Below are 24,911 nucleotides of genomic sequence, written 5' to 3' on the forward strand. Positions count from 1 at the left end.
GTATACGCAGGGTTGCCACACCCTCCTCTTCGCCCTCATTTCCTCACGCTACGTGACCGAAATCTCGGGAAAATTTCAGAACATGATTTCGGCGCGCATTGTGATCCGGGCCACCCCCGGTCACTCGGGGGCGGGGATCGGGGGCAGGGCCTCGGGGCCCTTGTCGAGGAGGATGTGGAAGGCGGCCTCGTCCAGGATCGGGACCCCGAGTGAGACGGCCTTGTCGTACTTGGAGCCGGCGTTCTCGCCCGCGATCAGGTAGCTGGTCTTCTTGGAGACCGAGCCGGTGACCTTGCCGCCGCGGGCGGCGATGGCCTCGCCCGCGGCCTCGCGGGTGAAGGCCGCCAGGGTGCCGGTGACGACGAAGGTCAGACCGGTCAGGGTCTGCGGGACCTCGGGAGCCTCCGGAAGCTCGTCGTCCTCCATGCGCACCCCGGCCGCCGCCCAGCGCTCGACGATCTCGCGGTGCCAGTCGACGGAGTACCACTCCTTGACCGAGGCGGCGATGATCGGCCCGACGCCCTCGACCTGCGCCAGCTCCTCCTCCGAGGCGCCGAAGATCCGCGGCAGGCTGCGGAACTCGGCCGCGAGCGCCTGGGCTGCGGTCGGGCCGACGTGGCGGATCGACAGGGCCAGCAGGACCCGCCACAGCGGCTGGCTCGCCCGCTTCTCGCGGAGCTGGTCGAGCATGAGCTCGGCGGTCTTCTTCGGCTCGCCCTTCATGTTGGCGAAGAAGGAGACGACCTTCTGCTCGCCCGTCTCGGGGTCGATCCTGGGCAGCCCGGTCTCGGGGTCGCGGACCACCGTCTTGATCGGCAGAAGCTGCTCCAGGGTGAGGTCGAACAGGTCGGCCTCGGTGCGCACCGGCGGCTGCTGGGGCGGCAGCGGGCTGGTCAGGGCGGTGGCCGCGACATAGCCCAGGCCCTCGATGTCGAACGCCGCGCGGCTCGCGGCGAAGAAGATCCGCTCACGGAGCTGGGCCGGGCAGGACCGCGCGTTCGGGCAGCGGATGTCGACGTCGGCCTCCTTCTCGCGGCGCAGCTCGGTGCCGCACTCGGGGCAGTGGGTCGGCATCACGAACGGCCGCTCGGCGCCGTCGCGCAGCTCCACGACCGGCTTGACGATCTCGGGGATGACGTCGCCCGCCTTGCGCAGCACCACGGTGTCGCCGATCAGGACCCCCTTGCGCTCCACCTCCTGCGCGTTGTGCAAGGTGGCGCGCTCGACCGTGGAGCCGGCCACCTTGACCGGCTTCATCACGCCGTACGGCGTGACCCGCCCGGTGCGGCCCACCCCGACCTGGATGTCGAGCAGCTTGGTGTTGACCTCCTCCGGCGGGTACTTGTACGCGATGGCCCAGCGCGGCGCCCGGCTGGTGGAGCCGAGCTCCCGCTGCACCGAGAGCCGGTCCACCTTGACCACCACGCCGTCGATCTCGTACGCCGGCTCGTGCCGGTGCGCGCGGTAGTGCTCGATGTAGCCGAGGATGCCGTCGAGGCCGTCCACGACCTGGTACAGGTCGCTGACCGGCAGGCCCAGCTCGCGCAGCCGCTCGTAGACCTGCGACTGGGTCTCGGGCGCCGGGCCGCCGCCCTGCCACACGCCGAAGCCGTGGGCGATCAGGTGCAGCTCGCGCTGGGCGGTGACGCGCGGGTCCTTCTGCCGCAGCGACCCCGCCGCGGAGTTGCGCGGGTTGGCGAACAGCGGCTTGCCGGCCGCGAGAAGCTGCTCGTTGAGCCGCTTGAAGCCCTCGACCGGCAGGAACACCTCGCCGCGCACCTCCAGCAGGTCGGGCACGCCGTCGCCGGTGAGGCGGTGGGGCACGTCGCGGATCGTGCGCACGTTCGGCGTGACGTCCTCGCCGGTACGCCCGTTGCCGCGGGTCGCCGCGCGGACCAGCCGCCCGTGCTCGTAGACCAGCGCGACGGCCAGCCCGTCGATCTTCAGCTCGCACAGGTAGGGACCGGGGTCGCCCTCGGCCAGCTTCTCGGCCCGTGCCAGCCAGGCTTCGAGCTGGTTGCGCTGGAAGGCGTTGTCCAGGCTCTCCATCCGCTGGAGGTGCTCGACCTCGGTGAACTCGGTGGAGACCGGCGCGCCGACCCGCTGGGTGGGCGAGTCGGGGGTGCGCAGCTCCGGATGCTCCTCCTCCAGGGCCTGGATCTCGCGCATCCACGCGTCGTACTGGCTGTCGCTGACCGTCGGCGCGTCGAGGACGTAGTAGCGCCAGTTGGCGTCGTCGATCAGCTCCGCCAGCTCGGCGTGCCGCGTCTGCGCGGTCACCGGCATGCCCTCGGCGTCGGCGGCCATCGCACGTCTCCCCTCGTTCCGTCGCCCCGGGTGGCTGCCCCGCGGGCGTTGCCCCTGGGCAGAACGTTAGCGCCGCCGCGGGACTACCCCCACACGTCCTGGTACCTCTCCGGGCTGAACGCGCGGCGCAGGTTGCCCGCCGACACCCACACCTCCAGCTCGGTCATCCCGGTCAGCGCGCCGCCGTCGATGGACTTCATGGACGGGGTGCGGTCGCGGCTCTTGAGCGCGCCGCTCTTCTTCCACCGGCCCCTGACCTTGTAGCGGAACTTGGCCCACGCCTGGGAGGTGGACGAGGTGCTCTCGTTGGCGAGCCAGTACTCGACGCGGTAGCGGTCGTCGGCCGTGCCGGCGGCGTTGCGGACCCGGATCACCCGCACCCTGATCCGCGCCAGGTACGGGGAGGCGACCGGTTCGAAGCGGGTGGGCGGCACCACCACGCTCGCCTCCGCCGACATCTCCGCGAGCGTCTCTTCCTCAACTGCCGCCATCTCGTCTCCCGGGGGGATCGATGTAGCCGTCGCGCTCAGCCAATCACCTCGCGCACGGTTCGGCCACGGGTTCGGCCGTGACGTACTGGCGCCACTCGGCGGCGTCCAGGCCGCGGCGGGCCAGGCGGCACGCGGCGCGCATCGGGTCGCGGGCCACGTCCTCGGTCAGGCCGGCGTCCCACAGCACGGCCGCGCCGGAGCGTCCGCCGGTGAGCAGGGCGCGCCCGCCGGGCGCGTACGCCGCCGTGGCCGCCATCCCCCGTACGGTGGCCAGCTCGCGCGGCCGGGACGGGTCGGTGAGGTTCCACACGCTGCCGGCGTCGTCGAAGCCGATCGTGATCGCGGTGATCCCGCCGGGCCCGAACCCGACCGCGTCCACCTGGGCGGTGTGCCCGAGCACGGCGATCCGGGCGGGCGGGCGCGCGGTGAGGTCCCACAGGATCGCCCGCCCGTCCGCGCCGCCGGTGAGGGCCCTGGCGCCGTCCGGCGCGAACGCCACCGCGGGCACGTCCGACCGGTGCCCGGCGAGCCGGGCCGCCAGGCGCGGCGGCGCACCCTGCGGGAGGTCCCACAGCAGCACGGCGCCCTCGGCGCCGGCGGTGAGCGCCCGGCGGCCGTCCGGGGAGAAGGCGGCGGCGAGCACGACCCCGGGGTGCCCGGTGAGCGCGGTGGCGCGCGGCGCGGCGCCGGGGGCGAGCGTCCACAGCAGGACCCGGCCGTTCTCGCCGAAGGTGAGCGCGGTGCGCCCGTCCGGCGCGGCGGCGACGCCGAGGACGCCGCCCTCGGGGTCGGGCAGCGCGGCCAGCTCGCGCGGCGAGGCCGGGCCGGCGACGTCCCACAGCGCGGCCCCGTCGCCGGACGCGGTGAGCACCCGCCCGGAGGACCCGGCGAAGACCGCCTGCGCGACCTCCTCGCCCACCGTGGCCAGCCGGGCGGGCCTGCGCGGGTCGGCGACGTCCCACAGCGCGGCGCCGCCGCCCGTGCCGGCGGTCAGGGCGCGGCGTCCGTCGGGGGCGAAGGCAGCGTGCAGCACGTGGCCGGGCTCGCCGCGCAGCGTGGCCAGCCTGGGCACGCCGGAGGCCCGCCACACGACGGCCGACCGGTCGGCGCTCGCGGTCACGACGTACCGGCCCGAGGGGTCGGACGCCGCCGCGGCGATCGGCCCGTCGTGCCCGGTCAGGGCCTCGATCTGCTGCGGGTGGTAGGGGTCGCCGAGGTCCCACAGGTACGCGCGCCGGTCGTCGCCCGCGGTGAGGGCCACCGGGTCGCGCCCCGCGAACGCGACCGCGGCGACCTCGCCGGAGTGCCCGGCCAGCAGCGCCGCCCGCCTGGGCGCGGCGGGCTCGGCCAGGTCCCACACGCTGGCGCTGTTGCCCTGGTCGCCGGCCACGAGCACCCGCCCGTCGCCGCTGAGCGCAAGCCCCGTCGTCCGCCGCCCCTCCGGCTGGCCCCGCATGGTGGCCAGCTCGCGCGGGTCGCGCGGGTCGCGGGCGTCCCAGACCGTCACCGAGCTGTCCTGGCCGCCGGTGACCAGCAGCCCGCCCGGCCCGTACGCCGCCGCGAACGCCGCCTCCGCCCGCCAGGGCAGCCGCCGCGGCCGGGCCGGGTCGGACAGGTCCCACAGGCTCGGCGGCAGCCCGCCGAGCAGCGCCGTGCGCCCGTCGGGCGCGAAGGCGACCGCGTTGACGAAGGTGGACTCGCCGGTCATCCGGGCCACCTCGACCGGCGGCCCGCCCGGGACCAGCCGGAACAGCACGGCGGTGCGGCGGTCGCCGCCGGCGAGCAGCAGGTCGCCGCCCGGGGCGTACGCGAGGGACCTGACCACCCGCATCGGCACCGCCACCCGTGCCGGGGCGGGCACCCGGTACGGGTCGGCCAGGTCCCACAGCAGCAGCGTGCCGTCCTGCCCGCCGGTGGCGGCGGCGCGCCCGCCGGGGGCGACCGCGACCGCGCGCACCTCGTCTCCGTGCCCGGCGAGCGTCGAGACCGGGGCGTACGCCATCACCCGGGAGGCGAGCCGGGCCCGGTCGTCGGCGCTGCCGCTGAGCGAGACGGCGGCCATGCCGAGCCGCAGCGCCAGCTCGGGCTGCACCTCCTCCACCAGGTCCGCGCCGATCGCCAGGTCGCGGGCCTCGGCGACGCGCCGCTGCCTCTCGGCCTCGGAGCGGCTGTAGAGGGCCAGCGCGGCCATCGACGGCACCAGCACGGCCAGCGCGGCGATGACGGCGGTGGCGACCAGCCCGCGCCGGGCCCGCCGCCGCGCGGCGTGTGCCTCGGCGGCCTCGCGCTCGACGCTGGCCTCCAGGAACTCCCTGGCGAGCGGGCCGAGCCGGCGCTCGCCCCGCTCCGCCCACTCGCGGGCCAGGGCGAGCCGGGTGCCCCGGTACAGCCCGCCGGGGTCGCGGGCCTCGCGCTCCCAGGCGCGGGCGGCCTCGGCGAGGTGCTGGGCGGCGAGCAGCCCGGCGCGGCCCTCGTCCAGCCAGCCGCGCAGGGTGGGCCAGGCGGTCAGCAGCGCCTCGTGGGTGATCTCCACCGAGCGCTCGTCCATGGTGATCAGGCGGGCGTCGTCGGCGGCGAAGGCGGCCAGGGCCTTCTCGGCGGCGGCGGGGTCGGGCAGCTCGGCGGCGAGCCGGCCGCGGTCCAGGCGCAGCCGGGTGTCCTGCGCGCCCTCCCCCACGCGTACCAGGTGCAGGAACAGCTCGCGCGCTGCCGTACGGCCCGGCTCGTCCAGGCCCGCGAGCACGCGGTCGGCGGTGGCGGCCAGCGCGCCCGCGATGCCGCCCGTACGCAGGTAGCCCGCCACGGTCAGCGTGTCTCCCGAGCGCTCCCGCCAGGTGGCCAGCAGCGCGTGCGACAGCAGCGGCAGCCGCCCGGCCTCCGAGCCGCCGTAGTCGTTCAGCAGCACCTCGGCCAGCCCCGGCTCCAGCTCCAGCCCCGCGGACGCGGCGGGCCGCTCGATGGCCGCGCGCAGCTCGGCGGGGGTCATCGGCCCCACGACGACCTGGCCGCCCTCAAGCGCGGCCCGCAGCTCGGGGTACTCGGCGCAGCGGCCGTAGAAGTCGGCGCGCACGGCCGCCACCACCAGCGCCGAGCCGTCGGAGGCGGCGGCGTGCAGGGCGCGGATGAACGCGGCGCGGCCGGCCTCGTCCTCGCACTGCGTGAAGACCTCCTCGAACTGGTCCACCACCAGCACCACGCGCTCCCCGCCCGGGGGCGGCAGGGCGGCGGCCAGCGCGCCCAGCGGGTCGGCGGTCGGGGTGAACAGCACCCCGCGCGCCCCGCCGAGCGCACCCCGGTCCAGCGCGGGCAGCAGCCCGGCGCGCAGCAGCGAGGACTTCCCCGACCCGGACGCGCCGCCCACCAGCAGCGGCCGGGGATCGCCGGCGCGCTCGGCCAGCCGGGCCAGCAGCGCGGCCGTCAGCCGCTCGCGGCCGTGGAACGCCTCGGCGTGCCGGGCCTCGAAGACGGCCAGCCCCCGGTACGGGCACGGCGCCCCGCTCCCGGACGGCGCGGGCCGCACGGCGGCGGGCGGGCGGTGGGCCGGGTTGGGGGCGAGCACCAGGTCGCCGACGGGACCGGCGGTACGGCAGCGGGGGCGCGGGTACCCGGCGGCAGGCAGCGTACGGGCGAGGTAGCGGTAGACGTGGTGCAGGCTCAGATCGCGCGGCCCGTCCGGGTCGCCATGCTCCAGCAGGCCCAGCAGCGCGCCCGCGAACGCCGTGTGCCGCGCCCCCTCCGGCGCCAGCGCCACCTCGTTGCCCCCGGCCGAGGTCATCACGTAGCCGCCGCCGATCTCGGCGAGGGCGGCCACCTCGTCCTCCGGGTCGGCCATCGCCGAGACCGCGCGGCCGGAGAAGCAGCAGTCCAGCAGCACCACGACGGGCCCGGCGGCGTCGAGCAGGTAGCGGCGCAGCACGGCGTACGGGAGCGCGGTGTGCTCCAGGCGGTTGCGCCGCGGGTCGGCCGCCGCGGTGGCGAGGTAGAGCGAGCCGGTACGGCTGAGCAGGCCGTGCCCGGCGTAGTAGACGATCAGCGGCCCGCCCTCGCCGGCCTCGGTGAACGCCGCCAGGGCCTCGCCCATCTCCAGCGGCGTGGCCGGGTCCAGTGCGACCTGTACGGCGCCGGGCGCCAGGCCGCACCGCTCGTGCAGCGCGGCCTTCAGGTCGGCGAGCGTGGTCCCGATCGCGGGGATGTCGGGCAGGCCGGAGGAGCCCGCGTGGGCGCCGGTGCCGAGCAGCAGCGCCCGGGCCGTCCGCAGGTCTCCGGCCATCAGCCGCCCTGGGCCCAGATGCCGTCCCACGCCGAGCACGAGCCGGTGATCCTGGTCGCCGTGCCCCAGCTCCAGGTGTCGGCCGTGGCCGCCGAGGCGGGCAGGGCGAGCCCGACGGAGGCGGCGGTGGCCAGGCCGAGGAGCAGGACGCGAGCGCCGGTACGCATGGTGTGGATCTCCCAGTTCGATGGTAGTTGCATCGTCAGGGATATCCAGTGGCGCTTGCAGCCCGCTTGTGGGTCGATCGCCTGATTACTCCGGCGGGTCCTCGCGCAGGACCACGGCCGACTCGCGGCAGCGGGCGAGCGCCGCCCGCGCGTACGCCGGCGACGCCCCTGCCAGCCCGCACGCCGGGGTCAGCACCACCTGCCTGGCCAGCGTCGCCGGGGCGAAGCCGAGCCGCCGCCACAGCTCGCGCGCCGGTTTGGCCACCACCCCCACGTCGGGCAGGCGGGAATCGGTGCCCGGCACCACGCCCAGGAAGAACGCCACGCCGTTCTCGATCGACTCGCCGATCGCGTCCTCGTCGCGGCGGCGCAGCAGCGAGGCGTCCACCGACACCCCCTGCGCGCCCGCCCGGCGCAGCGCGGCGAACGGCACCTCGGGCGCGCAGCAGTGCACCACGGTGAACTCCTCGCCCGCCGCCTCCAGCACGGTGCGCAGGTGCTCCACCGCCACCGGCTCCTCCACCGCGGCCAGCCGGCCGAACCCCGAGGCGGTCGGCACCGTGCCCGCCAGCACGGCGGGCAGCCCCGGCTCGTCGAGCTGGAGCACGATCCGCGACACGCCCGGCACGCGGCGGCGTACCTCGGTGAGGTGGGCCGCCAGGCCCTCGGCCAGCGACTCCATCAGGTCGCGCACCGCGCCCGGATCGGCCAGCACCTTGTCGCCGTGGCGCAGCTCGATCGCGCCCGCCAGGGTCCACGGCCCGCACACCTGCACCTTCAGCGGCCCGGTGTACCCCTGGGCGACCTCCTCCAGCCCGTCGAGGTCCCGGGACAGGTGCTCGGCCGCCCGCCGCATGTCGCGTCCGGGCCGGTCGGCGAACCGCCACCCCGACGGCCGCACCTCCACCGGCAGCTCCACCAGCATCGAGGCCGTCCGCCCGACCATGTCGGCCCCGACGCCGCGCGCCGGCAGCTCCACCAGATAGGGCAGGCCGGGCAGCTCGCCGAACACCACGCGCTGCGCTTCGAGGTGGTCCTCGCCGGGATGCGACCCGACGCCGGTCGCGACCGCCTCACTCCAGGGATACTCGCTCACGGCAGCTAGGTTAGGCCGCATGAAGCTCACCAAGTACACGCACGCGTGCGTACGCCTGGAGAAGGACGGGCGGGTCCTGGTCATCGACCCCGGGTCCTTCAGCGAGGCGGAGGCGCTCGACGGGGCCGACGCGGTCCTGATCACGCACGAGCACTTCGACCACCTGGACCCCGAGCGGCTGGCCCGGCTGCCCGCCACGGCCGAGATCTGGACCTGCGAGGCCGTCGCGGGGCGGCTCACCGAGGTGGCCGCCACCGTGCGTACGGTGCGCGACGGCGACGGGTTCGAGACCGCCGGGTTCCGGGTGGACGTCGTGGGCGAGTGGCACGCGCTCAACCACCCCGACATGCCGATCGTGCAGAACGTCGGGTTCAAGGTGGACGGCGATGTGTACTACCCGGGCGACGCGTTCACGCTGCCGGGCGGCGAGGTGGGCACGCTGCTGGTCCCCATGACCGCGCCCTGGCTCAAGCTGCCCGAGGTGATCGAGTTCCTGCGCACGGTACGCCCGGCGCGGGCGTACTCCACGCACGACGGGATCTACAACGAGACCGGGCTGAAGCTGGTGGACACCTGGCTGGGCATGGAGGCCGGCAAGCAGCGCGCCGACATCCGCCGCCTGACGCCCGGCGAGTCGGTGGAGCTGTAGGGTCAGGCCGCCGTGGGCACGCCCGCCGAGGCGATGGTCGCCGAGCCGAGCACGGTGTCGCCGTCGTAGAGCACCGCGGCCTGGCCGGCCGCCACGCCGGTGGCCGGGCGGTCCAGCTCGACGCGCAGCGTGTCGCCGCTCACGTGGGCGCGGCAGGAGTAGACCTCGCCGTGGGCGCGGAGCTGCACCGTGCAGGCCAGCGGCTCGCGCGGCTCGGCCACGGGGCCGTTCCACACCGGGCGCACGCACTCGATCGCGGTGACCTCCAGCGCCGATCTCGGGCCGACCCGCACGGTGTTGGAGACCGGCTCGATCGACAGCACGTAGCGCGGCCGGCCGTCGGCCGCCGGGCGGTCCAGGCGCAGCCCTTTGCGCTGGCCCACGGTGAACCCGTAGGCGCCCTGGTGGCTGCCCACCACCTCGCCCGACAGCGCGTCCACGATCGGGCCCTCGGCCGCGCCCAGCCGCTCGGCCAGGAAGCCGCGGGTGTCGCCGTCGGCGATGAAGCAGATGTCGTGGCTGTCGGGCTTGTCGGCCACGGCCAGCCCGCGCCGGGCGGCCTCGGCCCGCACCTCGGCCTTCGTCGAGCCGCCCAGCGGGAAGATCGCGTGGGCGAGCTGCTCGCGGGTGAGCACGCCCAGGACGTACGACTGGTCCTTGGCGGCATCGACGCTGCGGCGCAGCACGCCGTCCTCCAGGCGGGCGTGGTGGCCGGTGGCCACCGCGTCGAAGCCGAGGGCGAGCGCCCGGTCCAGCACCGCCTCGAACTTGATCTTCTCGTTGCAGCGCAGGCACGGGTTGGGGGTGCGGCCCGCGGCGTACTCGCCGACGAAGTCCTCCACCACGTCGCGGTGGAACCGCTCGGCCATGTCCCAGATGTAGAACGGGATGCCGATGACGTCGGCCGCGCGGCGGGCGTCGCGCGAGTCCTCGATCGTGCAGCACCCGCGCGCGCCGGTGCGGTAGGACTGCGGGTTGGCCGACAGCGCGAGGTGCACGCCGGTGACATCGTGGCCCGCCTCGGCGATGCGGGCGGCGGCCACGGCGGAGTCGACGCCGCCGGACATGGCGGCAAGCACACGAAGACCCATAACATCACCAGGCTACCCGCTGCGCCACGCCCCGCCTCCCCGTTGGCATCGGCGCCGTCTCCCTGGGAGAATCAGCGGCCATGCGACTGTTCGGCCGCAGGGCCGATGTACCCGAGTCCGAGTCCGAGGGCCCCATCGCCGGCTTCTGGAGCTGGTGGGCCGAGGCGCGCCCCGAGCTGGACGCGATGGTCGACGCCGACCAGGCCGACGCGCTCGCCGAGCGGATCACCCCGGCCGTGGCCGCGCTGCACCCGTCCCTGGTCTGGGAGATCGCGCCCGGACGCACCGCCAAGCAGGCCCTGGTGGTCACCGCCGCCGGCGACGCCGAGCTGCGCCCGCTGGCCCACCGCTGGGCCCGCGCCGCCCCGCCCGCCGACGCCCGCTGGGAGTTCCACCCCTCCCGCCAGGCCAACCCGGAGGCGCTGGAGCTCACCCTCGACGTGGGCGGCTACGACTTCGACCTCGACCAGCTCTCGCTGGGCCTGCACGTGCCGCGCGGCACGCCGCGCCTGGACGTGGTGGCGTACCACCCGATCTTCACGCTGCTCGACGAGGACACCCGCATGGAGGCCACCCTGCTGGCCCTCGACTGGCTGCTCGGCGAGGACGACGTCGCCCGCTGGATCGGCGAGATCACCCCGGCCGCGTTCCCGCCCATCGACGCCGTGGCCGCGGCCCACCTGTCCGCCGTGGTCGCCGACCTCGCCTCCGGTTACCAGGACGAGCAGTGGGCCCTGCTGGAGGGCCAGACGGGCTCGGGGGCCAAGCTGGTCGCCACGGCGCGTTTCCCGCTGCGCCCGGTGGACCACCCGCTGCTCGACCAGCACATCGCCATCGCGCTGCCGTACGAGCACGCCACCGAGGACGGCCTGCCGGCCGGCCCGTCGCTGGACTCCCTGCGCGCCTTCGAGGACCGCCTCGCCGAGACCCTGGCCGGCCTCGGCGGCTCCGCCCTGCTGGCCGCGCACATCAGCGCCGAGTCCCGCCGCGTCCTGCACCTCTACGCCGACCCGGCCACCGACGCCGCCGCCCGCGCCCACGACCTCGCCGCCACCTGGAAGGAGGGCACGCCCCAGGTGAACGTCACCACCGACCCCGCCTGGTCGGCCGTGGCCCCCTTCCTCGACTGACCCACTCCGTCCCCTTAGGGGCTGGCGGTGGCCCGCTCGCGGCCGTATACTCGTGGACGAATATCCGCCTACGAGGGGCATGACATGGCGAAGCGCCGCAAAGTGGGCAACCTGCTGGCGTTGGCCGTGCTGTCCGCGCTGGCGCAGCGGCCGATGCACCCGTACGAGATGGCCTCCGTGTTGCGGGCCCGCGGCAAGGACCAGGACATGCCGATCAAGTGGGGCTCGCTCTACACCGTCGTGGCGAACCTGGACAAGCACGGCCTCATCACCGCCACCGGCAGCGAGCGCGAGGGCGGGCGGCCCGAGCGCACGACGTACGCGATCACCGCGGCCGGGCGGGCCGAGCTGGCCGACTGGACCCGGGAGCTGCTGGCCGAGCCCGAGCCGGAGCACACCAGGTTCCAGGCCGGGCTGTCGGTGATGGGCGGCCTCGGTCCGGACGAGGTCGTCGCCCTGCTGGAGCGGCGGCTGCACCGCCTGGAACAGGACCTCGCCGTACGCCGTGAGTCGCTGGCCCGGCAGCTCACGCAGATCCCCCGGCTGTTCCTGGTCGAGGACGAGTACGACCTGGCGGTGCGGGAGGCGGAGGCGGCCTGGGTGCGCGGCCTGCTGGCCGAGCTGCGCAGCGGCGAGTTCCCGGGCCTCGACACATGGCGGGCCTACCACCACGGCGAGCCCCTGCCGCCCGGCCTCGCCGACCTGGCGGAAAGGGGCGGCACGAGCGACTGACCCGGCATGCGCCCGGCGGGGTGCTGCAACACCCCGCCGAGCGTGACCTCCGACCGAGACCCGCGAGGGTGAACCCCGGCCGCAAGGTGGCATCGCAAGGATAGCCGGGCTCCCCTCCGGGACCGATCACACCCGAAGGGGAGACAACACCATGACCAGCCCATCCGCGACCGGCCCATCCGCGATCACGTCCACCGTCGCCCACGCGACCTCCCGCGACGGCACCCCCATCGGCTACCGGGTCCTGGGGCGCGGCCCCGGCCTGGTGGCGCTGCACGGCGCGATGCAGTCGTCCTACAGCCACGTCCAGCTCGCCGAGGAGCTGGCGGGCGACTTCACCGTCTACCTGCCCGACCGGCGGGGGCGCGGCCTGAGCGGGCCGTGGCGCGAGGACCACGGCATGCGTACCGAGGTCGAGGACCTCGCCGCCGTGCTCGCGGCCACCGGCGCCCGCGACGTGCTCGGGGTCAGCTCCGGCGCACTGATCACGCTGCGGGCGGCGCTCACCCTGCCGGGCGCGATCCGCAGGGCGGCGATCTTCGAGCCGCCGCTGTTCACCGACGGCCCGGCCCCCACCGACTGGCTGCGCCGGCACGACCGCGAGATGGCCGCGGGCAAGGTGGCGGCGGCGCTGGTCAGCGGGATGCTCGGCGCGCAGATGGGCCCGCCGGCGCTCGCGTACGTGCCGCGGCCGGTGCTGGTCCTGCTGACACGCCTGATGATGCGCCGCACCGGCGGCGGGGAGGCGCCCTCCTTCCAGGAGCTGGCGCCGACCCTGCATTACGACGGCGAGCTGGTCGTGGAGATGGCGCGCACGCAGGAGGCGTACCGGGCGATCGAGGCGGACGTGCTGCTGCTCAAGGGCAGCAGGAGCCCGCAATACCTGCGTGACGCGGTGGACGCGCTGGCCCGGGTGCTGCCGCGGGCACGGCTGGTGGAGCTGCCCGGACTGCACCACGGAGCCACGGGCAACCGCGACCAGGGCGGCCGTCCGCACGTCGTGGCCCGCGAGCTGCGCCGCTTCCTGACCGGCGCCTGAGCCCTCGGCTCAGGTGAGCCCCGCCCGGCGGGCACGTTCCACAACCGGCGCGATCACTTCCACCACCCGGTCCACGTCGGCCTGGGTGGAGGTGTGGCCGAGGCTGAACCGGAGCGACCCCCGGGCGGCGGCCGGGTCGGCGCCCATGGCCAGCAGCACGTGCGAGGGCTGGGCGACCCCGGCCGAGCAGGCCGACCCGGTCGAGCACTCCACGCCCTTGGCGTCGAGCAGCATCAGCAGCGCGTCGCCCTCGCAGCCGGGGAAGGCGAAGTGCGCGTTCCCCGGCAGCCGGTCGGCGAGATCGCCGTTGACGACGACGTCGGGCACGGCCTCGCGTACGCGCCGGATCAGGTCGTCGCGCAGCTCGGTCAGGTGCTTGGCCAGCGCCTCCTGCCGGGCCACGGCATGGGTGACCGCGGCGGCCAGCCCGGCGACGGCGGGGGCGTCGATCGTGCCGGAGCGCACCTCGCGCTCCTGCCCGCCGCCGTGCAGCACGGGCACGGGCTCCAGTCCCCGGCCGAGCAGCAGCGCGCCCACCCCCATCGGCCCGCCGACCTTGTGCCCGGACAGCGTGAGCGCGTCCACCCCCGCACCGGAGAAGGACACCGGGAGCTGCCCGATCGCCTGCACCGCGTCGGTGTGGAACGGAATGCCGTGGTCGTGGGCGATGGCCGCGAGCACCCGGATCGGCTGCACGGTGCCGACCTCGTTGTTGGCCCACATCACGCTGACCAGCGCCACGCTGCCGGGATCGCGCTCGATCGCCTCCCGGAGCGTGTCGGGGCGTACGCGGCCGAACTCGTCCACCGGCAGCAGCTCGACCTGGGCGCCCTGGTTGTCGGCCAGCCAGTGGGCGGGGTCGAGCACGGCGTGGTGCTCGACGGAGCTGACCAGCACCCGTGTCGCGCCCGCGGCCCGGCGCGCCCAGTACAGGCCCTTGATGGCGAGATTGTCCGCCTCGGTGCCGCCCGCGGTGAAGACGACCTCGCTCGGCCGCGCGCCCAACGCGGCGGCCACCGCCTCGCGCGACTCCTCGACCACCCTGCGCGTACGGCGGCCCGAGGCGTGCAGCGAGGACGCGTTGCCCGGCCGGGCGAACTGGGCCGTCATGGCCTCGATCGCCTCGGGGATCATCGGCGTGGTCGCCGCATGATCGAGATAGGCCGGCTCTACCACCGCATTCCCTCCAGCCCTCCGGCCGTCACGAGACCGCCGTGAAACATGTCCAGTAGCCGATATCGGACACGACTTTCCAAGGGTATCCGCGCCCCGGGGATTCCCCACTGCCGCCCTTTGCCACTGAACCGTCCGGACGGTACAGTAAAAGGCATGAGAAGGGACGAACTGCTCGACGCGGCCGAAAGCCTGCTCGCCGACCAGGGGGCGCACGCCCTCACCCTGGCGGCGGTGGCCGAGCGCGCCGGCGTCAGCAAGGGCGGCCTTCTCTACCACTTCAACAGCAAGGACGCCCTGGTCCGCGCCATGGTCGAACGGCTGATCGCCGACTTCGACGACCTGATGGCGACCCAGGACCACGACACCTACACCAAACGCTACGTAGCCGCCACCTTCGCCGCCGTCCGCAGCGGCCGTTTGAGACGCTGGGCCGTCGTCACCGGCGCCGCCGGCGACCCCACCCTCCTGGCCCCCCTCCGCGAGGCCATGATCCGCTGGAACAGCGAGGGCCTGGACCAGGACGGCGACAGAATGACCGCCCAGGTGGTCCGCCTGGCCTGCGAGGGCCTCTGGGAGGTGGCCACCCACGCCCCCGCCCTGTACGACCAGGAAGCCCAGGCGTCCCTGGAACACCACCTGATGTCCATGCTCACATAGGGGCCGCCGGCCAGGACCTACGCGGGGGCGGGGCGGCCGGGACGCATGCCCGCCGATGCGAGCACGCCGAGGTCAATGCCGGACGGCGCACAGGCCACGAGATTCCCTCAGGCAGAGGGCCAGGCGATTGGGCCTTCTACGCGATGCGCACCGGTGGCCCGCATCCGATGCGGGCCCCCCACGGTGCGCCATACGGGCCACGAGCGGAGCGCGATGCGGTGGCGACACCAGAGCAGGGCGGACGAAGCACGACGTGCGGTGGCGACACCCAGAACAGGGCGGACGCCCGCTGGCCGACGGCATGTGGCCACGCCCAACGGCATGTGGCCGATGGCGCTGGCGGCGTGTGACCGCGCACCCGAGGGCGGCACAAGCGCCGTGTGGCCGCGCGCCCGACGACGCCGGCGCCCTGTGACCGCACGCCCGGCGGCCCAGGGCGCGCCGTGCGGAGGGGGCGTAGCGCGGGATCGGGCCGTACGGAAGGGGCGTAGCGCGGGATCGGGCCTGGTCGGGGGGCCGGCGAGGGGCTGGTGGTCGCCCTCGCGGCCCGGGCCGTAAGGGCGACCGGAGGCTGTGTTCCCCTTTGGCGGGAGCGTAAACACGATTGTCAACATTATTTGGAGGAGGGGACGATGACGCGCGACCTGCGGCAGGCGCGAATTGGGGCGATCTTCACGTTCGTCCTGGCCGGCCTGCTGTGCGGAACCTTCACCGTGCGCATTCCGGCTCTGGTGGACCGGCTGGGGCTGACCGAGGCGCATGTGGGCGGGGTTCTGCTCGCGTGGGGGATCGGTGCTCTCGTCACGATGCAGTCGATGCGGCGGGTGATGGCGTATGCCGGCAGCCGGGCCGTGTTGCGGATCGGGGGACCGTTGTGCGCGGCGGCGCTGGTGCTGGTCGCGATGGCGCCCGGTCTGCCGGCGCTGCTGGCCGCCTCGGCGGTGTTCGGGCTGACGTTCGGGACCGTGGACATCGCGATGAACGCGCAGGGCTCGATCGTGGAGCGGCGGGCCGGACGGCCGCTGATGAACGGGATGCACGCCGGATGGTGCGTGGGCGCGATCTCGGCGGGAGTGCTCGGCACCGCGGCCATCGCGGCGGGGATGTCGTTCGAGGCGCACCTCACGGTCACCGCGCTGGTCGCGATGCCGCTGATGGTGCTCACCGGACGCTGGTACCTGCCGGAGCCGCGCGTGGCGGCAGCCGCGTCCGGCGCGCGCGGGCCGCGGCGGCGACTGCCGGGGAGCGTGTACCTGCTCGGCCTGATCGCGTTCTGCGCCTTCATGGTGGAGGGCACGGTCGCCGACTGGAACGGCCTGTTCCTGCGGGACGCCGTGGGCGCGCCGGAGGCCGTCGCCGCGCTGGGGTACCCGGTGTTCGAGTTCGGGATGCTGCTCGGACGGCTCGGCGGTGACCGCCTGCGCACCCGGTTCGGGGCCCGCGCGCTGCTGGTCGGCTCGGGCCTGATCACGGCGGTGACGTTCACGGCCGTGATCACGACACCCGTGGTGGGCGTCGCGGTGGCGTCCATGCTGCTCGTCGGCCTGGGCGTGGCGACGATCACGCCCCTGGCACTGTCCCTCGCCGGTACGGCCACCGCCACCCCCGGCCCGTCGATCGCCCAGACGGCGACCATGGGCTACGCCGGACTGTTGCTGGGCCCGGTGCTGATCGGCTTCCTGGCCGAGCACGCCTCGCTGCGCACGGCCATGTTCACCGCCGTGGTGCTCGGAGCGCTGATCGCCGTGACCGCCCGCTTCCTGCCCGCCACCGCGGCCGCGCGGGACCACGAGGCGGTCCCAGCCGGAGACGCCAAGGACGAACACCCCGTAGCCGCCTGAGCCCCCGCCCACACGCGAGCGAATCCCCTTCGCCTAGCGGGGCTTCGGTTCGGCGGTCGAAGGGATCGCTTGCTCCTGGCCGGCGGAAGAAGAGGGCAGCCTGCGGAGCACGACGGCGACCGAAGCGGCGAAGACGGCCATGGTGATGATGCTGACGACCGCGATGACGTGCAACCCGTGGACGAAGGCGCCATGGGCCGCGGCCACCAACTGGTCGCCGAGACGGGCGGGCAGGTCTGTGGCCGTCTCCAGTGCGCCGCCGAGGGTGTTGAGCGCGGTGTCCGCCGCCTCGGGTGCGAGTCCCGCGGGGATAGTGTCCGTCAAACGGCTCTGGTACGCGGCGGTGGCGATGCTGCCGAGAACCGCGATGCCGAGCGCTCCGCCCAGCTCGCTGCTGGTCTCGGAGACGGCCGAGGCCGCCCCGGCCCGCTCGGCCGGGGCGGCTCCGACGATCATGTCGGTGCCCAGGACGGTGGCCGGTGCGATGCCGATGGACAGCACCGCGGACCCCGTGATGATGAGGGCGAGGCCGGAGGTCCCGACCTGGGTGAGCATCGCCAGACCGATGATCGCGACGACGATCCCGCCGCTGATCACGTAGACGGGGCGGAGCCGGTTCAGCAGCGCCGGGGCCACCATGGTCCCGGCGATCCCCGCGGCGGTGCTGGGCAGCGTCCACAGCCCCGCCTCCAGCGCGGACAGTCCCTCCACCAACTGCAGGTACTGGGCGGTGAAGAAGTAGACGCCCATCATGACCATGATGCTGACCAGCAGGGTGCCCACCGAGGTGGTGAAGACGCGGTCGCGGAACAACCGGACGTCGATGAGGGGGTAGGCCAGCCTCATCTGGCGCCTGACGAACACGACGCCCGCGACCAGGCCGACGGCGAAGGACACCGAAGCCTGCCAGGACAGGCCGTCTGCCGCGATCTGCTTGAGGCAGTAGACCAGGGCCAGCACCGAGACGATGGACAGCAGCACGCTGGACGGATCGACCCGTCCCGGTGACGGGTCGCGATACTCGGGCAGCAGCACCGGCCCCAGGGCCAGCAGCAGCACCATCACCGGCACGGCCGGCAGGAACACCGACCCCCACCAGAAGCTCTCCAGCATGAAGCCCGCGACCAGCGGGCCGATCGCGCCGCCGGTCATGAAGCTCATCATCCACACGGAGATGGCGACGGTGCGCTGCTTGTCGTCGTGGAACATCGTGCGGATCAACGACATGGTGGAGGGCATCAGGGTCGAGCCGCCGATGCCGAGCAGCGCTCGCGCGGCGATGAGCATCTCGGCGCTGCCGGCGTAGGCGGCCAGGACCGAGGCGACCCCGAACGCGGCGGCGCCGGCCAGCAGGAGCCGGCGGCGCCCGATCCTGTCGCCGAGGGTTCCCATCGTGATCAGAAGCCCGGCGACGAGGAAGGCGTAGATGTCCACGATCCACAGCAACTGCGTACCGCTTGGCGCCAGGTCGGCGGTCAGATGAGGGACCGCCAGGTGCAACACGGTCAGATCCATGGAGACCAGCAAGGTGGGAAGGGCGAGCACGGCGAGCCCGGTCCACTCCCGCCATCCCGCCCGGGCGACGGTGACGTCGTTCACGTCACACCCCTTGGTGTTGAGACGACAACTGTTGACGCGTCAATCCTTAGCGCCAGGTTGTTTCCATGTCAACTGTGAACACGTCAACGGTCGGCGCTATCATGAGGCGGACGCCGAAAGGAGGACGAGGGCCTAGGGTCCTGATCGCGGATGGACGACGACGCATGGGAGAAGCTCGGCGTATGGGCCCAGCTCCAGCACATGGACGGGCAGGTCAAGACGGAGATCGGAAGACGTCTCGAAGCCGCCTTCGGCACCTCGCTGCTTGAGCACGAACTGCTGGCCGCCCTCCTCCCCCACCCCGACGGCCTGCGCATGCACGAACTCGCCGACGCCCTGCTCGTCACCCGCGGCGGCGTGACCCGTCTCATCGACCGCCTGGTCGGCAAGGGCCTGGTCGAACGGCACCCAGAGCCCGGCAACCGGCGGGTCATCCTCGCCGTCCTGACCGACAAGGGACGACGGCAGACAGCCGAGGCGAAAGACCTCCAGTGCGCCATCTACGACGAACTCATCGGCTCTCGCCTCGACGGCCAGGACATCGCCGCCCTGCGCCGCATCCTCGGCAAGACCAGCCGCCCTCACCCACCCGAAGCGGATCAGGCAGCCTCAAGCCGCGGCGATTTCCCGGTGCGTGAGTAGTTCCACCGCCATCGGCCGGCCGATGATGGGCCGCAGCCCTGCGGCGCGATGTCGCTCGGGTAGGGAGGCACGGCGGACCGCCCACCATGTGGGCCCGGCAGTGATGACCCAGACAGGCCAGGTGGAGGTGACGAGGTGCAGATAGAGAGCCTCTTGGCAGGTCAAGGGAATCCTCCGAGGCCGAGGGCGCGAATGCGTCACGAGCTCGCCACCGCGGCCCACACCGTACGGCGGTGGCCGATGACGTAGTGGCCCCACCGATCGGACAACTCCTCCACCAGGGCGAGCCCGTATCCGGACTCCTCCAGGCGCGCGGAGCGCTTCACGTGCGGCTGCGACTGGGAGCCGTCGTCGGTGACCTTCACCCCGGCGAACCCGATTCCGTCGAAGTCGATCCCCTCGATGACGGTCACCGCGACCCGGCCACCGGGCCGCTTGGAATGCGAGTGACGGATCGCGTTGGTGATCAGCTCGGAGGCGATCTGTACGAGGTCGTCGGCACGCGGCTGGCCGACCAGCGCCTTGGCGACGAACTCCCGGCCATCGCGAGGGGCACGGGCCGTTCCGGCGAGCTCGCGCCTGATGATGTTCACCGGCATCACCGCCACCCCCTTGCGGCGGCGCGGAATGCGGCGGAAGATCGCCCGTCGGTGCGGCGGGCCGTCCTTGAGTGCTCCACGGGTCAGGGTCACCTCCTGGCCAAGGGCCCGTCGAGCGTCTGCGGCGTTTCGGCGGGCTCCGTCACCTACGGTTGGTGTGATGTGAACGGAAAGTTACGTTCCGCAGGCATCTCCTGACCACGGGCACACTGTCCGACTCTCCGAATCTTTCTGCGGGCGCGCCGGGACGCCCTGCCCTATACCCAGAGTGGCCAGTCGGACGCGGTGGGACGCAACGTTCGACTCGGTCAGGGCTTCGCCGGACTGGTAGGACGCGATGTCCTAGTCAAGGCCGACAGCTTTCACCAGATGTCGCACCGTCGGCGATGGCCGGGTCACGACTTCACGGATCTCACGCACCAGGGCGCGTGCCGCCCCTTGATGGCGGAACCACACGGGCGAGATTCGCTCGGCCTCGCTCAACCGTCTCTCGACGGCGGCGTACTGGCGCGCGTCCATGCTCGCCTGCGCCACGTCGAGCAGGTAATGCCCATAGGCGATGGGACGCAGGTCGGCCGCCCGCACCTTCTGGGCGGCCGTCAGCGCACGCTTGGGTTCGCCGAGGAGCGCCCAGGCGCGGGTCTCATTCACCGCTACCTTGCTCGGCCCGAACGTGGTCTGATACGCCGCGATCGTACGTCCGAGCCGCTCGGCGCCGGCCGCGGCGAGCGACACGTACTCCATCACTCGGTCGGTGACCGCTTCGCCCTGAAGCGCGGCGGCGCCGATGGCCGTGATCAACATGTTGCCCCACACCGCCACGTGCGGCGCGGGCGCGCTGAACGACGGCTCGATACGCTGGGCCACCCGTACTGCGAGGGCCTCGGCCTCGTCGAGGCGTGCCTGGTGCTCCAGCACCCAGGCATAGGTGGCGTGCGCGGACGCCCACTGCCATTCGTCATCGCCCTGGACGGCCGTGGTGATGGCCCGCTCGGCGGCCACCGCGGCCAGGTCGGTCTTGCCGAGGTGCACCATCAGGTTGGCGGCGAGCTGGTAGGACTGCGCGAGCGCCCCGACGGCCTCCGGCCCCAGGGCTCGGTGTGCCAGGCGCGCCTCCGCGATGAGCCCCGGTGTGGCCGCCGTGAGCGCACCGAAGTCACCGTCCCAGTACTGGTTCCAGCAGGAGGCGAGGGCGGCGGCCAGGCGGGGCTGCGGGGTCGGCTCCCCCTCGTCATCGTGATCCATCCCGTGCATGCCGGGCAGGAGCGAGGGGGACAAGATGGCATCACGGATGGCGAGCACACTGCCGCCGTCGCGGTCGCTGCCCAGCCGTTCGCGTTTGCCGGTCAACGCGGTGAGTTCGACATCGAGCGCGTTCGCGAGCTTCATCAGGGAGGTGATGCGGCAAGAATGGCGACGTCCCTGCTCCAGCTTGGAAATCAGGTCCTTCGACAGCCCGGCGCGCTCCGCGAGCGCTTCCTGGCTTAGCCCGCGCTCGTTTCGGATCGCTTTGAGATGTGCACCGATCGTGCTGACGTCCCCCATAGGCCCTGGCCTTCCTGGCGTCTTGACAACCTCAGGCTATTGCCAGGGCTCTTCTTATGCGATCGCTGCGGCGAACCCGGCCTCTGATCGTCCCGCGGCGTCGATGGGAAGACGCGGGCAGAATGGTCTGTCCCGCATCAGTTGCCGGCAAATGTCTGGGTGCCGTAGGGCTCTATCTTGTGGTCTGCGGCCGATGACGGCCTTGGGTGGAAAGGGCGCCGGCGCCGGGTGAAGCCCTCGCAGTTGTAAGAGCGGCTGAGCGAATTCCGCACGCAACAGCACGCGGACGAGCGGGCACCAGGCCAGCAGCGGGTGGGCCGGGGGGCATCCCCCGCAGGTAGACGGACACCGGAGGGCGCCAGCGCCGGGCGGAGCCCGGCCTTCGAAAAACAAAGCGGCTGAGCGGAGCGAAGGCGATTTCCGGGCGCAGCGTGGAGGGCGGCACGCGCCGACGCGTGCCGCCCGCCGCTTTTAGGTTACTTGCGCTTTTCGATTTCTTCGGTGAGCTGGGGGACGACCTGGAACAGGTCGCCGACCACGCCGAAGTCGGCCAGTTCGAAGATCGGGGCCTCGGGGTCCTTGTTGATGGCCACGATCGTCTTGGCGGTCTGCATGCCGGCCCGGTGCTGGATCGCGCCGGAGATGCCCGCGGCGATGTAGAGCTGGGGCGAGACCGTCTTGCCCGTCTGGCCCACCTGGAACTGGTGCGGGTACCAGCCGGCGTCGGTGGCCGCGCGGGAGGCGCCCACCGCCGCGCCCAGGGAGTCGGCGAGCTTCTCGATGATGGCGAAGTTCTCCGCCGAGCCCACGCCGCGCCCGCCGGAGACCACGATGGCGGCCTCGGTGAGCTCGGGGCGGGCGCCCTTCTCCTGCTTGACCCGCTCGACGACCTTGGCCGCCTTGGCGGCGTCGGACAGCGTGACCGTGACCTGCTCCTCGGCGGCGGCGCCGGGGGCGGCCTCGGGGGCGGTGGAGTTGGGGCGTACGGCGATGATCGGCGTGCCCTTGGTGACCCGGGACTTGACGTTGACGCCGCCGCCGAAGATGGACTGGTCGGCGACGAAGCCCTCGCTCAGGCCCACGGCGTCGGTGATGACACCGGAGTCGGTCTTGATCGCCAGGCGGCCCGCGATCTCCTTGCCCTCGGGGGTGGCGGCGATGAGCACCGCGGCCGGGGACTTCTCCGCGACCAGGGTGGCCAGCAGCTCGGCCTTGGGGCCGACGACGTAGTCGACGATCTCGGCGCTGTCGGCGAGGTAGACCTTTTCGGCGCCGTACTCGGCGAGCCTGGCCTTGGCGGGCTCACCGTAGCCGGGGCCGGCCCACACCGCGGCGGGGGTGCCCAGGGAGCGGGCGAGGGTCAGCAGCTCCAGCGTGACCTTCTTGACCTCGCCGTCCACGTGCTCGACGAGAACGAGAATTTCCGACATTTCAGCACAACCCCCGTTCTCAGATGAACTTCTTCGACGACAGGAAGTCGGCGGTCTTCACGCCGCCGTCGCCCTCGTCCTTGACCACGGTGCCCGCGGCGCGCGGCGGGGCGGCGGCGGCCTCGGTCACCTCGCTCCACGCGGCCCCCAGGCCGATCTGGTCGGCGGCCAGCTCGGCCTCGGCCGCGCCCAGCTTCTGCACCGGCTTCTTCTTGGCCGCCATGATGCCCTTGAACGACGGGTAGCGCGGCTCGTTGATCTTCTCGACCACGGAGATGACCGCGGGCAGCGAGCCCTGCACCTTGTCGTAGCCGTAGTCGGTGACCCGCTGGATGGTGACCGCCGAGCCCTCGACCTCGACCTTGTTGGCCAGGGTGAGCTGGGCGACGCCCAGGCGCTCGGCCAGCATCGCGGCCAGCACGCCGGTACGCGCGTCGGTGGACTCCGAGCCCAGGATGACCAGGTCGAACCCGATCTTCTTCAGGGTCTGGGCCATCGCGTACGACGTGGACAGCGCGTCGGAGCCGTGCAGCGCGTCGTCCACGAGGTGGACGGCCTTGTCGGCGCCCATCGCCAGCGCCTTGCGGATGGTGTCGGCGGCCTTGTCCGGCCCCATGGTGAGGACGGTCACCTCGCCGCCGTGCGCCTCCTTGAGCCGCAGTGCCTCCTCGACCGCGTACTCGTCGAGCTCGTTGACGACACCGTCCGCGGCGTCGCGGTCGAGCGTATTGTCATCGGACCTCAGCTTGCGCTCGGTCGCCGTGTCGGGGACCTGCTTCACGCAGACGACGATGTTCATGGGGTCCATGGCCTCCGGACGATATCCCGTTGTTCCCCCGGCCCCTCCGCGCGGGCGCGGCGGCGCCGGTCTGGGTACGCACCCGCCGAGACGGTCGCGTTCTGCCAAGACTGCCAGGTGCCCCGCGGGCCCTCGGCAGCGGGTGGTCCGGGCACGTACGGCCCCGATCCCCCCGCCGCCATGTTACCCATGGGTAGCTTCGGCGCAAACCCGCAGATCAGCGGATATCCGCCGGCCCGACGGCCTTATCCACGACGATACCGAATTATGTTCCGGAGCACGTCACCGCCCCGGCCCTAACTGGCCATCACCACGACGAGCAGCACCGCCAGGACCGTGCCCAGCGCCAGGACCAGGGTGAACGTGCTGAACACGGCGTTGAGCACGAACCACAGGGCGACGGTGCCGGCCACGCTGCCCAGATCGACCGCCAGCCGGCCGCGCTGCCGCCCATTGCGGGAGAACAGGGCGAACCCGGCGTCCACCAGCACCGCCACCGAGTAGACGGCGAGCACGAGCAGCGACACCTCGGACAGGTGCTCCTGCGCCGCCGCCGCGGTGAGGCCCACCACGAGCCCCGAGCCGATCACCCACCGGGTGCGGATCTTGGCGACATGGCGGGCCCTGGCCTCCTCCGGCGAGAGCCGTCCGCCTCGCTCGGCGGGCCGCCGATCCTGGCCCAGCGCCTGGGTGGCCAGCCCGTGCACGCCGTCCTCCGGCCGCACCGGCGGAATCTCGCCCACCGCGGTGCCGCCGGGCGAGCGCGACGGCACGGGCGCGGGCGGCGGGACGACCGCGCCCAGCCTGGCGCACAACTGGACGGCCGTCGGCCGCGCGGCCGGGTCGTGCGCCAGGCACTCGCGCAGGATCGGCTCCAGCCACTCGGGCACGCCGTCGAGGTCGGGCTCGTCGTGCACGACGCGGTAGGCGATGGCGGTGGCCGGCCCCACGCCGTACGGCGGGCGGCCCGTCGCGGCGAAGGCCAGCGTGGCGGCGAAGGAGAAGACGTCGGCGGCCTCCCCGGCCTCACCGTCCTTGATCACCTCGGGCGCGAGGTAGCCGGGCGTGCCCAGCACCGCGCCGGACATGGTGACCGACACCGAGTCGAGCGCGTGCGCGATGCCGAAGTCGATCACGACGGGCTCGCCGTCGGCCAGGATCACGTTGGCCGGCTTCAAGTCGCGGTGCACCACGCCCGCCCCATGGATGGCGGCCAGCGCCGCGGCCAGCCCGCGCGCCAGCCGGACCAGGTCCTCGCCCGCGACCGGGCCCTCCTCGTTGACGACCGTGTTGAGCGCGCGTCCCTGGACGTAGCGGGTGACGATGTAGGGCCGCTCACCGCTCAGCTCGGCGTCGAGCACCTCGGAGACGTTGGCCCCGCGCACCCGGCGCATGGTCTCGACCTCGCGGGCGAGCCTGGCCAGCGCGGTGGCGTCGGCGGCGACGTGCGGGTGCAGCACCTTGACCGCTACCGTGTGCCCCTTGGGGTCGAGGGCGATGTGCACCGCCCCGAACCCTCCGGCGCCGATCAGCGAGAGCAGGCGGTACGGGCCCATCTGGCCGGGATCAGGCGGCGCTCCCAATGCCCCTCCTCAGGCGGCGGCTTACTGACATCGTGCCCCAGATGGAGCCGATCCGCACTCGAACCCGG

General features: G+C 73.4%; 20 protein-coding genes. 7 read left to right on the forward strand and 13 right to left on the reverse strand.

Annotated elements, in window-relative coordinates; genetic code table 11:
• Positions 1–120: 120 nt before the first annotated feature.
• The 5 genes from ligA to HNP84_RS11325 all read right to left on the reverse strand — a co-directional run bounded on the left by ligA (position 121) and on the right by HNP84_RS11325 (position 8,331).
• Entirely contained in the window at positions 121–2,307 is a 2,187-nt protein-coding gene (gene ligA, locus HNP84_RS11305; protein ID WP_185049566.1) for an NAD-dependent DNA ligase LigA, read from the reverse strand.
• An 83-nt stretch (positions 2,308–2,390) separates the two neighbouring features.
• Positions 2,391–2,798: a hypothetical protein gene (locus HNP84_RS11310; RefSeq protein WP_185049567.1), complete on the reverse strand. Its 408-nt coding sequence runs from the start codon at positions 2,796–2,798 to the stop codon at positions 2,391–2,393.
• A gap of 43 nt (positions 2,799–2,841) precedes the next feature.
• On the reverse strand, positions 2,842–7,068 hold the full coding sequence (locus HNP84_RS11315) for a WD40 repeat domain-containing protein (RefSeq protein ID WP_185049568.1): 4,227 nt from the start codon (positions 7,066–7,068) through the stop codon (positions 2,842–2,844).
• Complete coding sequence (locus HNP84_RS11320) at positions 7,068–7,268, reverse strand: hypothetical protein (protein WP_185049569.1); 201 nt, start codon at positions 7,266–7,268, stop codon at positions 7,068–7,070. The genes HNP84_RS11315 and HNP84_RS11320 overlap by 1 nt, the downstream gene beginning before the upstream one ends.
• A 52-nt stretch (positions 7,269–7,320) precedes the next feature.
• The gene (locus HNP84_RS11325; RefSeq protein WP_376771860.1) at positions 7,321–8,331 is read right to left on the reverse strand and encodes a methionine synthase; all 1,011 of its coding nucleotides are present in this window, start codon (positions 8,329–8,331) and stop codon (positions 7,321–7,323) included.
• A 19-nt stretch (positions 8,332–8,350) separates the two neighbouring features.
• On the opposite strand from HNP84_RS11325, the gene HNP84_RS11330 reads away from it, so the two are divergent.
• A complete protein-coding gene (locus HNP84_RS11330; protein WP_185049571.1) occupies positions 8,351–8,980 on the forward strand; it encodes an MBL fold metallo-hydrolase in 630 nt (209 codons plus the stop codon).
• A 2-nt stretch (positions 8,981–8,982) separates the two neighbouring features.
• Here the strand turns inward: HNP84_RS11330 and mnmA are convergent, their stop codons facing one another.
• The gene (mnmA, locus tag HNP84_RS11335) at positions 8,983–10,071 is read right to left on the reverse strand and encodes a tRNA 2-thiouridine(34) synthase MnmA (protein ID WP_185049572.1); all 1,089 of its coding nucleotides are present in this window, start codon (positions 10,069–10,071) and stop codon (positions 8,983–8,985) included.
• Positions 10,072–10,151: 80 nt separating this feature from the next.
• Here mnmA and HNP84_RS11340 point away from each other — a divergent pair, with 80 nt between their 5' ends.
• The 3 genes from HNP84_RS11340 (at position 10,152) to HNP84_RS11350 (ending at position 12,972) form a co-directional block, all read left to right on the forward strand.
• A complete protein-coding gene (locus HNP84_RS11340) occupies positions 10,152–11,201 on the forward strand; it encodes a DUF695 domain-containing protein (RefSeq protein WP_185049573.1) in 1,050 nt (349 codons plus the stop codon).
• A gap of 84 nt (positions 11,202–11,285) precedes the next feature.
• Complete coding sequence (locus tag HNP84_RS11345) at positions 11,286–11,933, forward strand: PadR family transcriptional regulator (RefSeq protein ID WP_185049574.1); 648 nt, start codon at positions 11,286–11,288, stop codon at positions 11,931–11,933.
• A gap of 151 nt (positions 11,934–12,084) precedes the next feature.
• Positions 12,085–12,972 (forward strand): alpha/beta fold hydrolase, encoded by an 888-nt coding sequence (locus HNP84_RS11350; RefSeq protein ID WP_185049575.1) that lies wholly within the window; start codon positions 12,085–12,087, stop codon positions 12,970–12,972.
• Between the two features lie 9 nt (positions 12,973–12,981).
• Here the strand turns inward: HNP84_RS11350 and HNP84_RS11355 are convergent, their stop codons facing one another.
• Positions 12,982–14,148, reverse strand: a complete 1,167-nt coding sequence (locus HNP84_RS11355) for a cysteine desulfurase family protein (RefSeq protein ID WP_185049576.1) — start codon at positions 14,146–14,148, stop codon at positions 12,982–12,984.
• Positions 14,149–14,301: 153 nt separating this feature from the next.
• On the opposite strand from HNP84_RS11355, the gene HNP84_RS11360 reads away from it, so the two are divergent.
• A complete protein-coding gene (locus HNP84_RS11360; RefSeq protein ID WP_185049577.1) occupies positions 14,302–14,805 on the forward strand; it encodes a TetR/AcrR family transcriptional regulator in 504 nt (167 codons plus the stop codon).
• 632 nt (positions 14,806–15,437) lie between these two features.
• Complete coding sequence (locus HNP84_RS11365; RefSeq protein ID WP_185049578.1) at positions 15,438–16,646, forward strand: MFS transporter; 1,209 nt, start codon at positions 15,438–15,440, stop codon at positions 16,644–16,646.
• Between the two features lie 33 nt (positions 16,647–16,679).
• Here the strand turns inward: HNP84_RS11365 and HNP84_RS11370 are convergent, their stop codons facing one another.
• A complete protein-coding gene (locus HNP84_RS11370; protein WP_312924425.1) occupies positions 16,680–18,245 on the reverse strand; it encodes an MFS transporter in 1,566 nt (521 codons plus the stop codon).
• A gap of 150 nt (positions 18,246–18,395) precedes the next feature.
• On the opposite strand from HNP84_RS11370, the gene HNP84_RS11375 reads away from it, so the two are divergent.
• Positions 18,396–18,887 carry a MarR family winged helix-turn-helix transcriptional regulator gene (locus HNP84_RS11375; RefSeq protein WP_185049579.1) on the forward strand — a complete coding sequence of 164 codons (492 nt, stop codon included), beginning with the start codon at positions 18,396–18,398 and terminating at the stop codon, positions 18,885–18,887.
• Positions 18,888–19,084: 197 nt separating this feature from the next.
• On the opposite strand, the gene HNP84_RS11380 is transcribed toward HNP84_RS11375, so the two are convergent.
• The 5 genes from HNP84_RS11380 to HNP84_RS11400 all read right to left on the reverse strand — a co-directional run bounded on the left by HNP84_RS11380 (position 19,085) and on the right by HNP84_RS11400 (position 24,843).
• Complete coding sequence (locus HNP84_RS11380; RefSeq protein WP_185049580.1) at positions 19,085–19,579, reverse strand: ATP-binding protein; 495 nt, start codon at positions 19,577–19,579, stop codon at positions 19,085–19,087.
• A gap of 249 nt (positions 19,580–19,828) precedes the next feature.
• A complete protein-coding gene (locus HNP84_RS11385) occupies positions 19,829–21,031 on the reverse strand; it encodes a helix-turn-helix domain-containing protein (protein WP_185049581.1) in 1,203 nt (400 codons plus the stop codon).
• A 476-nt stretch (positions 21,032–21,507) separates the two neighbouring features.
• Positions 21,508–22,461, reverse strand: coding sequence for an electron transfer flavoprotein subunit alpha/FixB family protein (locus tag HNP84_RS11390; RefSeq protein WP_185049582.1), 954 nt, complete (start codon positions 22,459–22,461; stop codon positions 21,508–21,510).
• 19 nt (positions 22,462–22,480) lie between these two features.
• A complete protein-coding gene (locus HNP84_RS11395) occupies positions 22,481–23,260 on the reverse strand; it encodes an electron transfer flavoprotein subunit beta/FixA family protein (RefSeq protein ID WP_185049751.1) in 780 nt (259 codons plus the stop codon).
• A 296-nt stretch (positions 23,261–23,556) separates the two neighbouring features.
• Entirely contained in the window at positions 23,557–24,843 is a 1,287-nt protein-coding gene (locus HNP84_RS11400) for a serine/threonine-protein kinase (RefSeq protein WP_185049583.1), read from the reverse strand.
• Between the last annotated feature and the right edge of the window lie 68 nt (positions 24,844–24,911).

The sequence above is a fragment of the Thermocatellispora tengchongensis genome (genome assembly GCF_014202315.1).
GTDB lineage: Bacteria > Actinomycetota > Actinomycetes > Streptosporangiales > Streptosporangiaceae > Thermocatellispora > Thermocatellispora tengchongensis.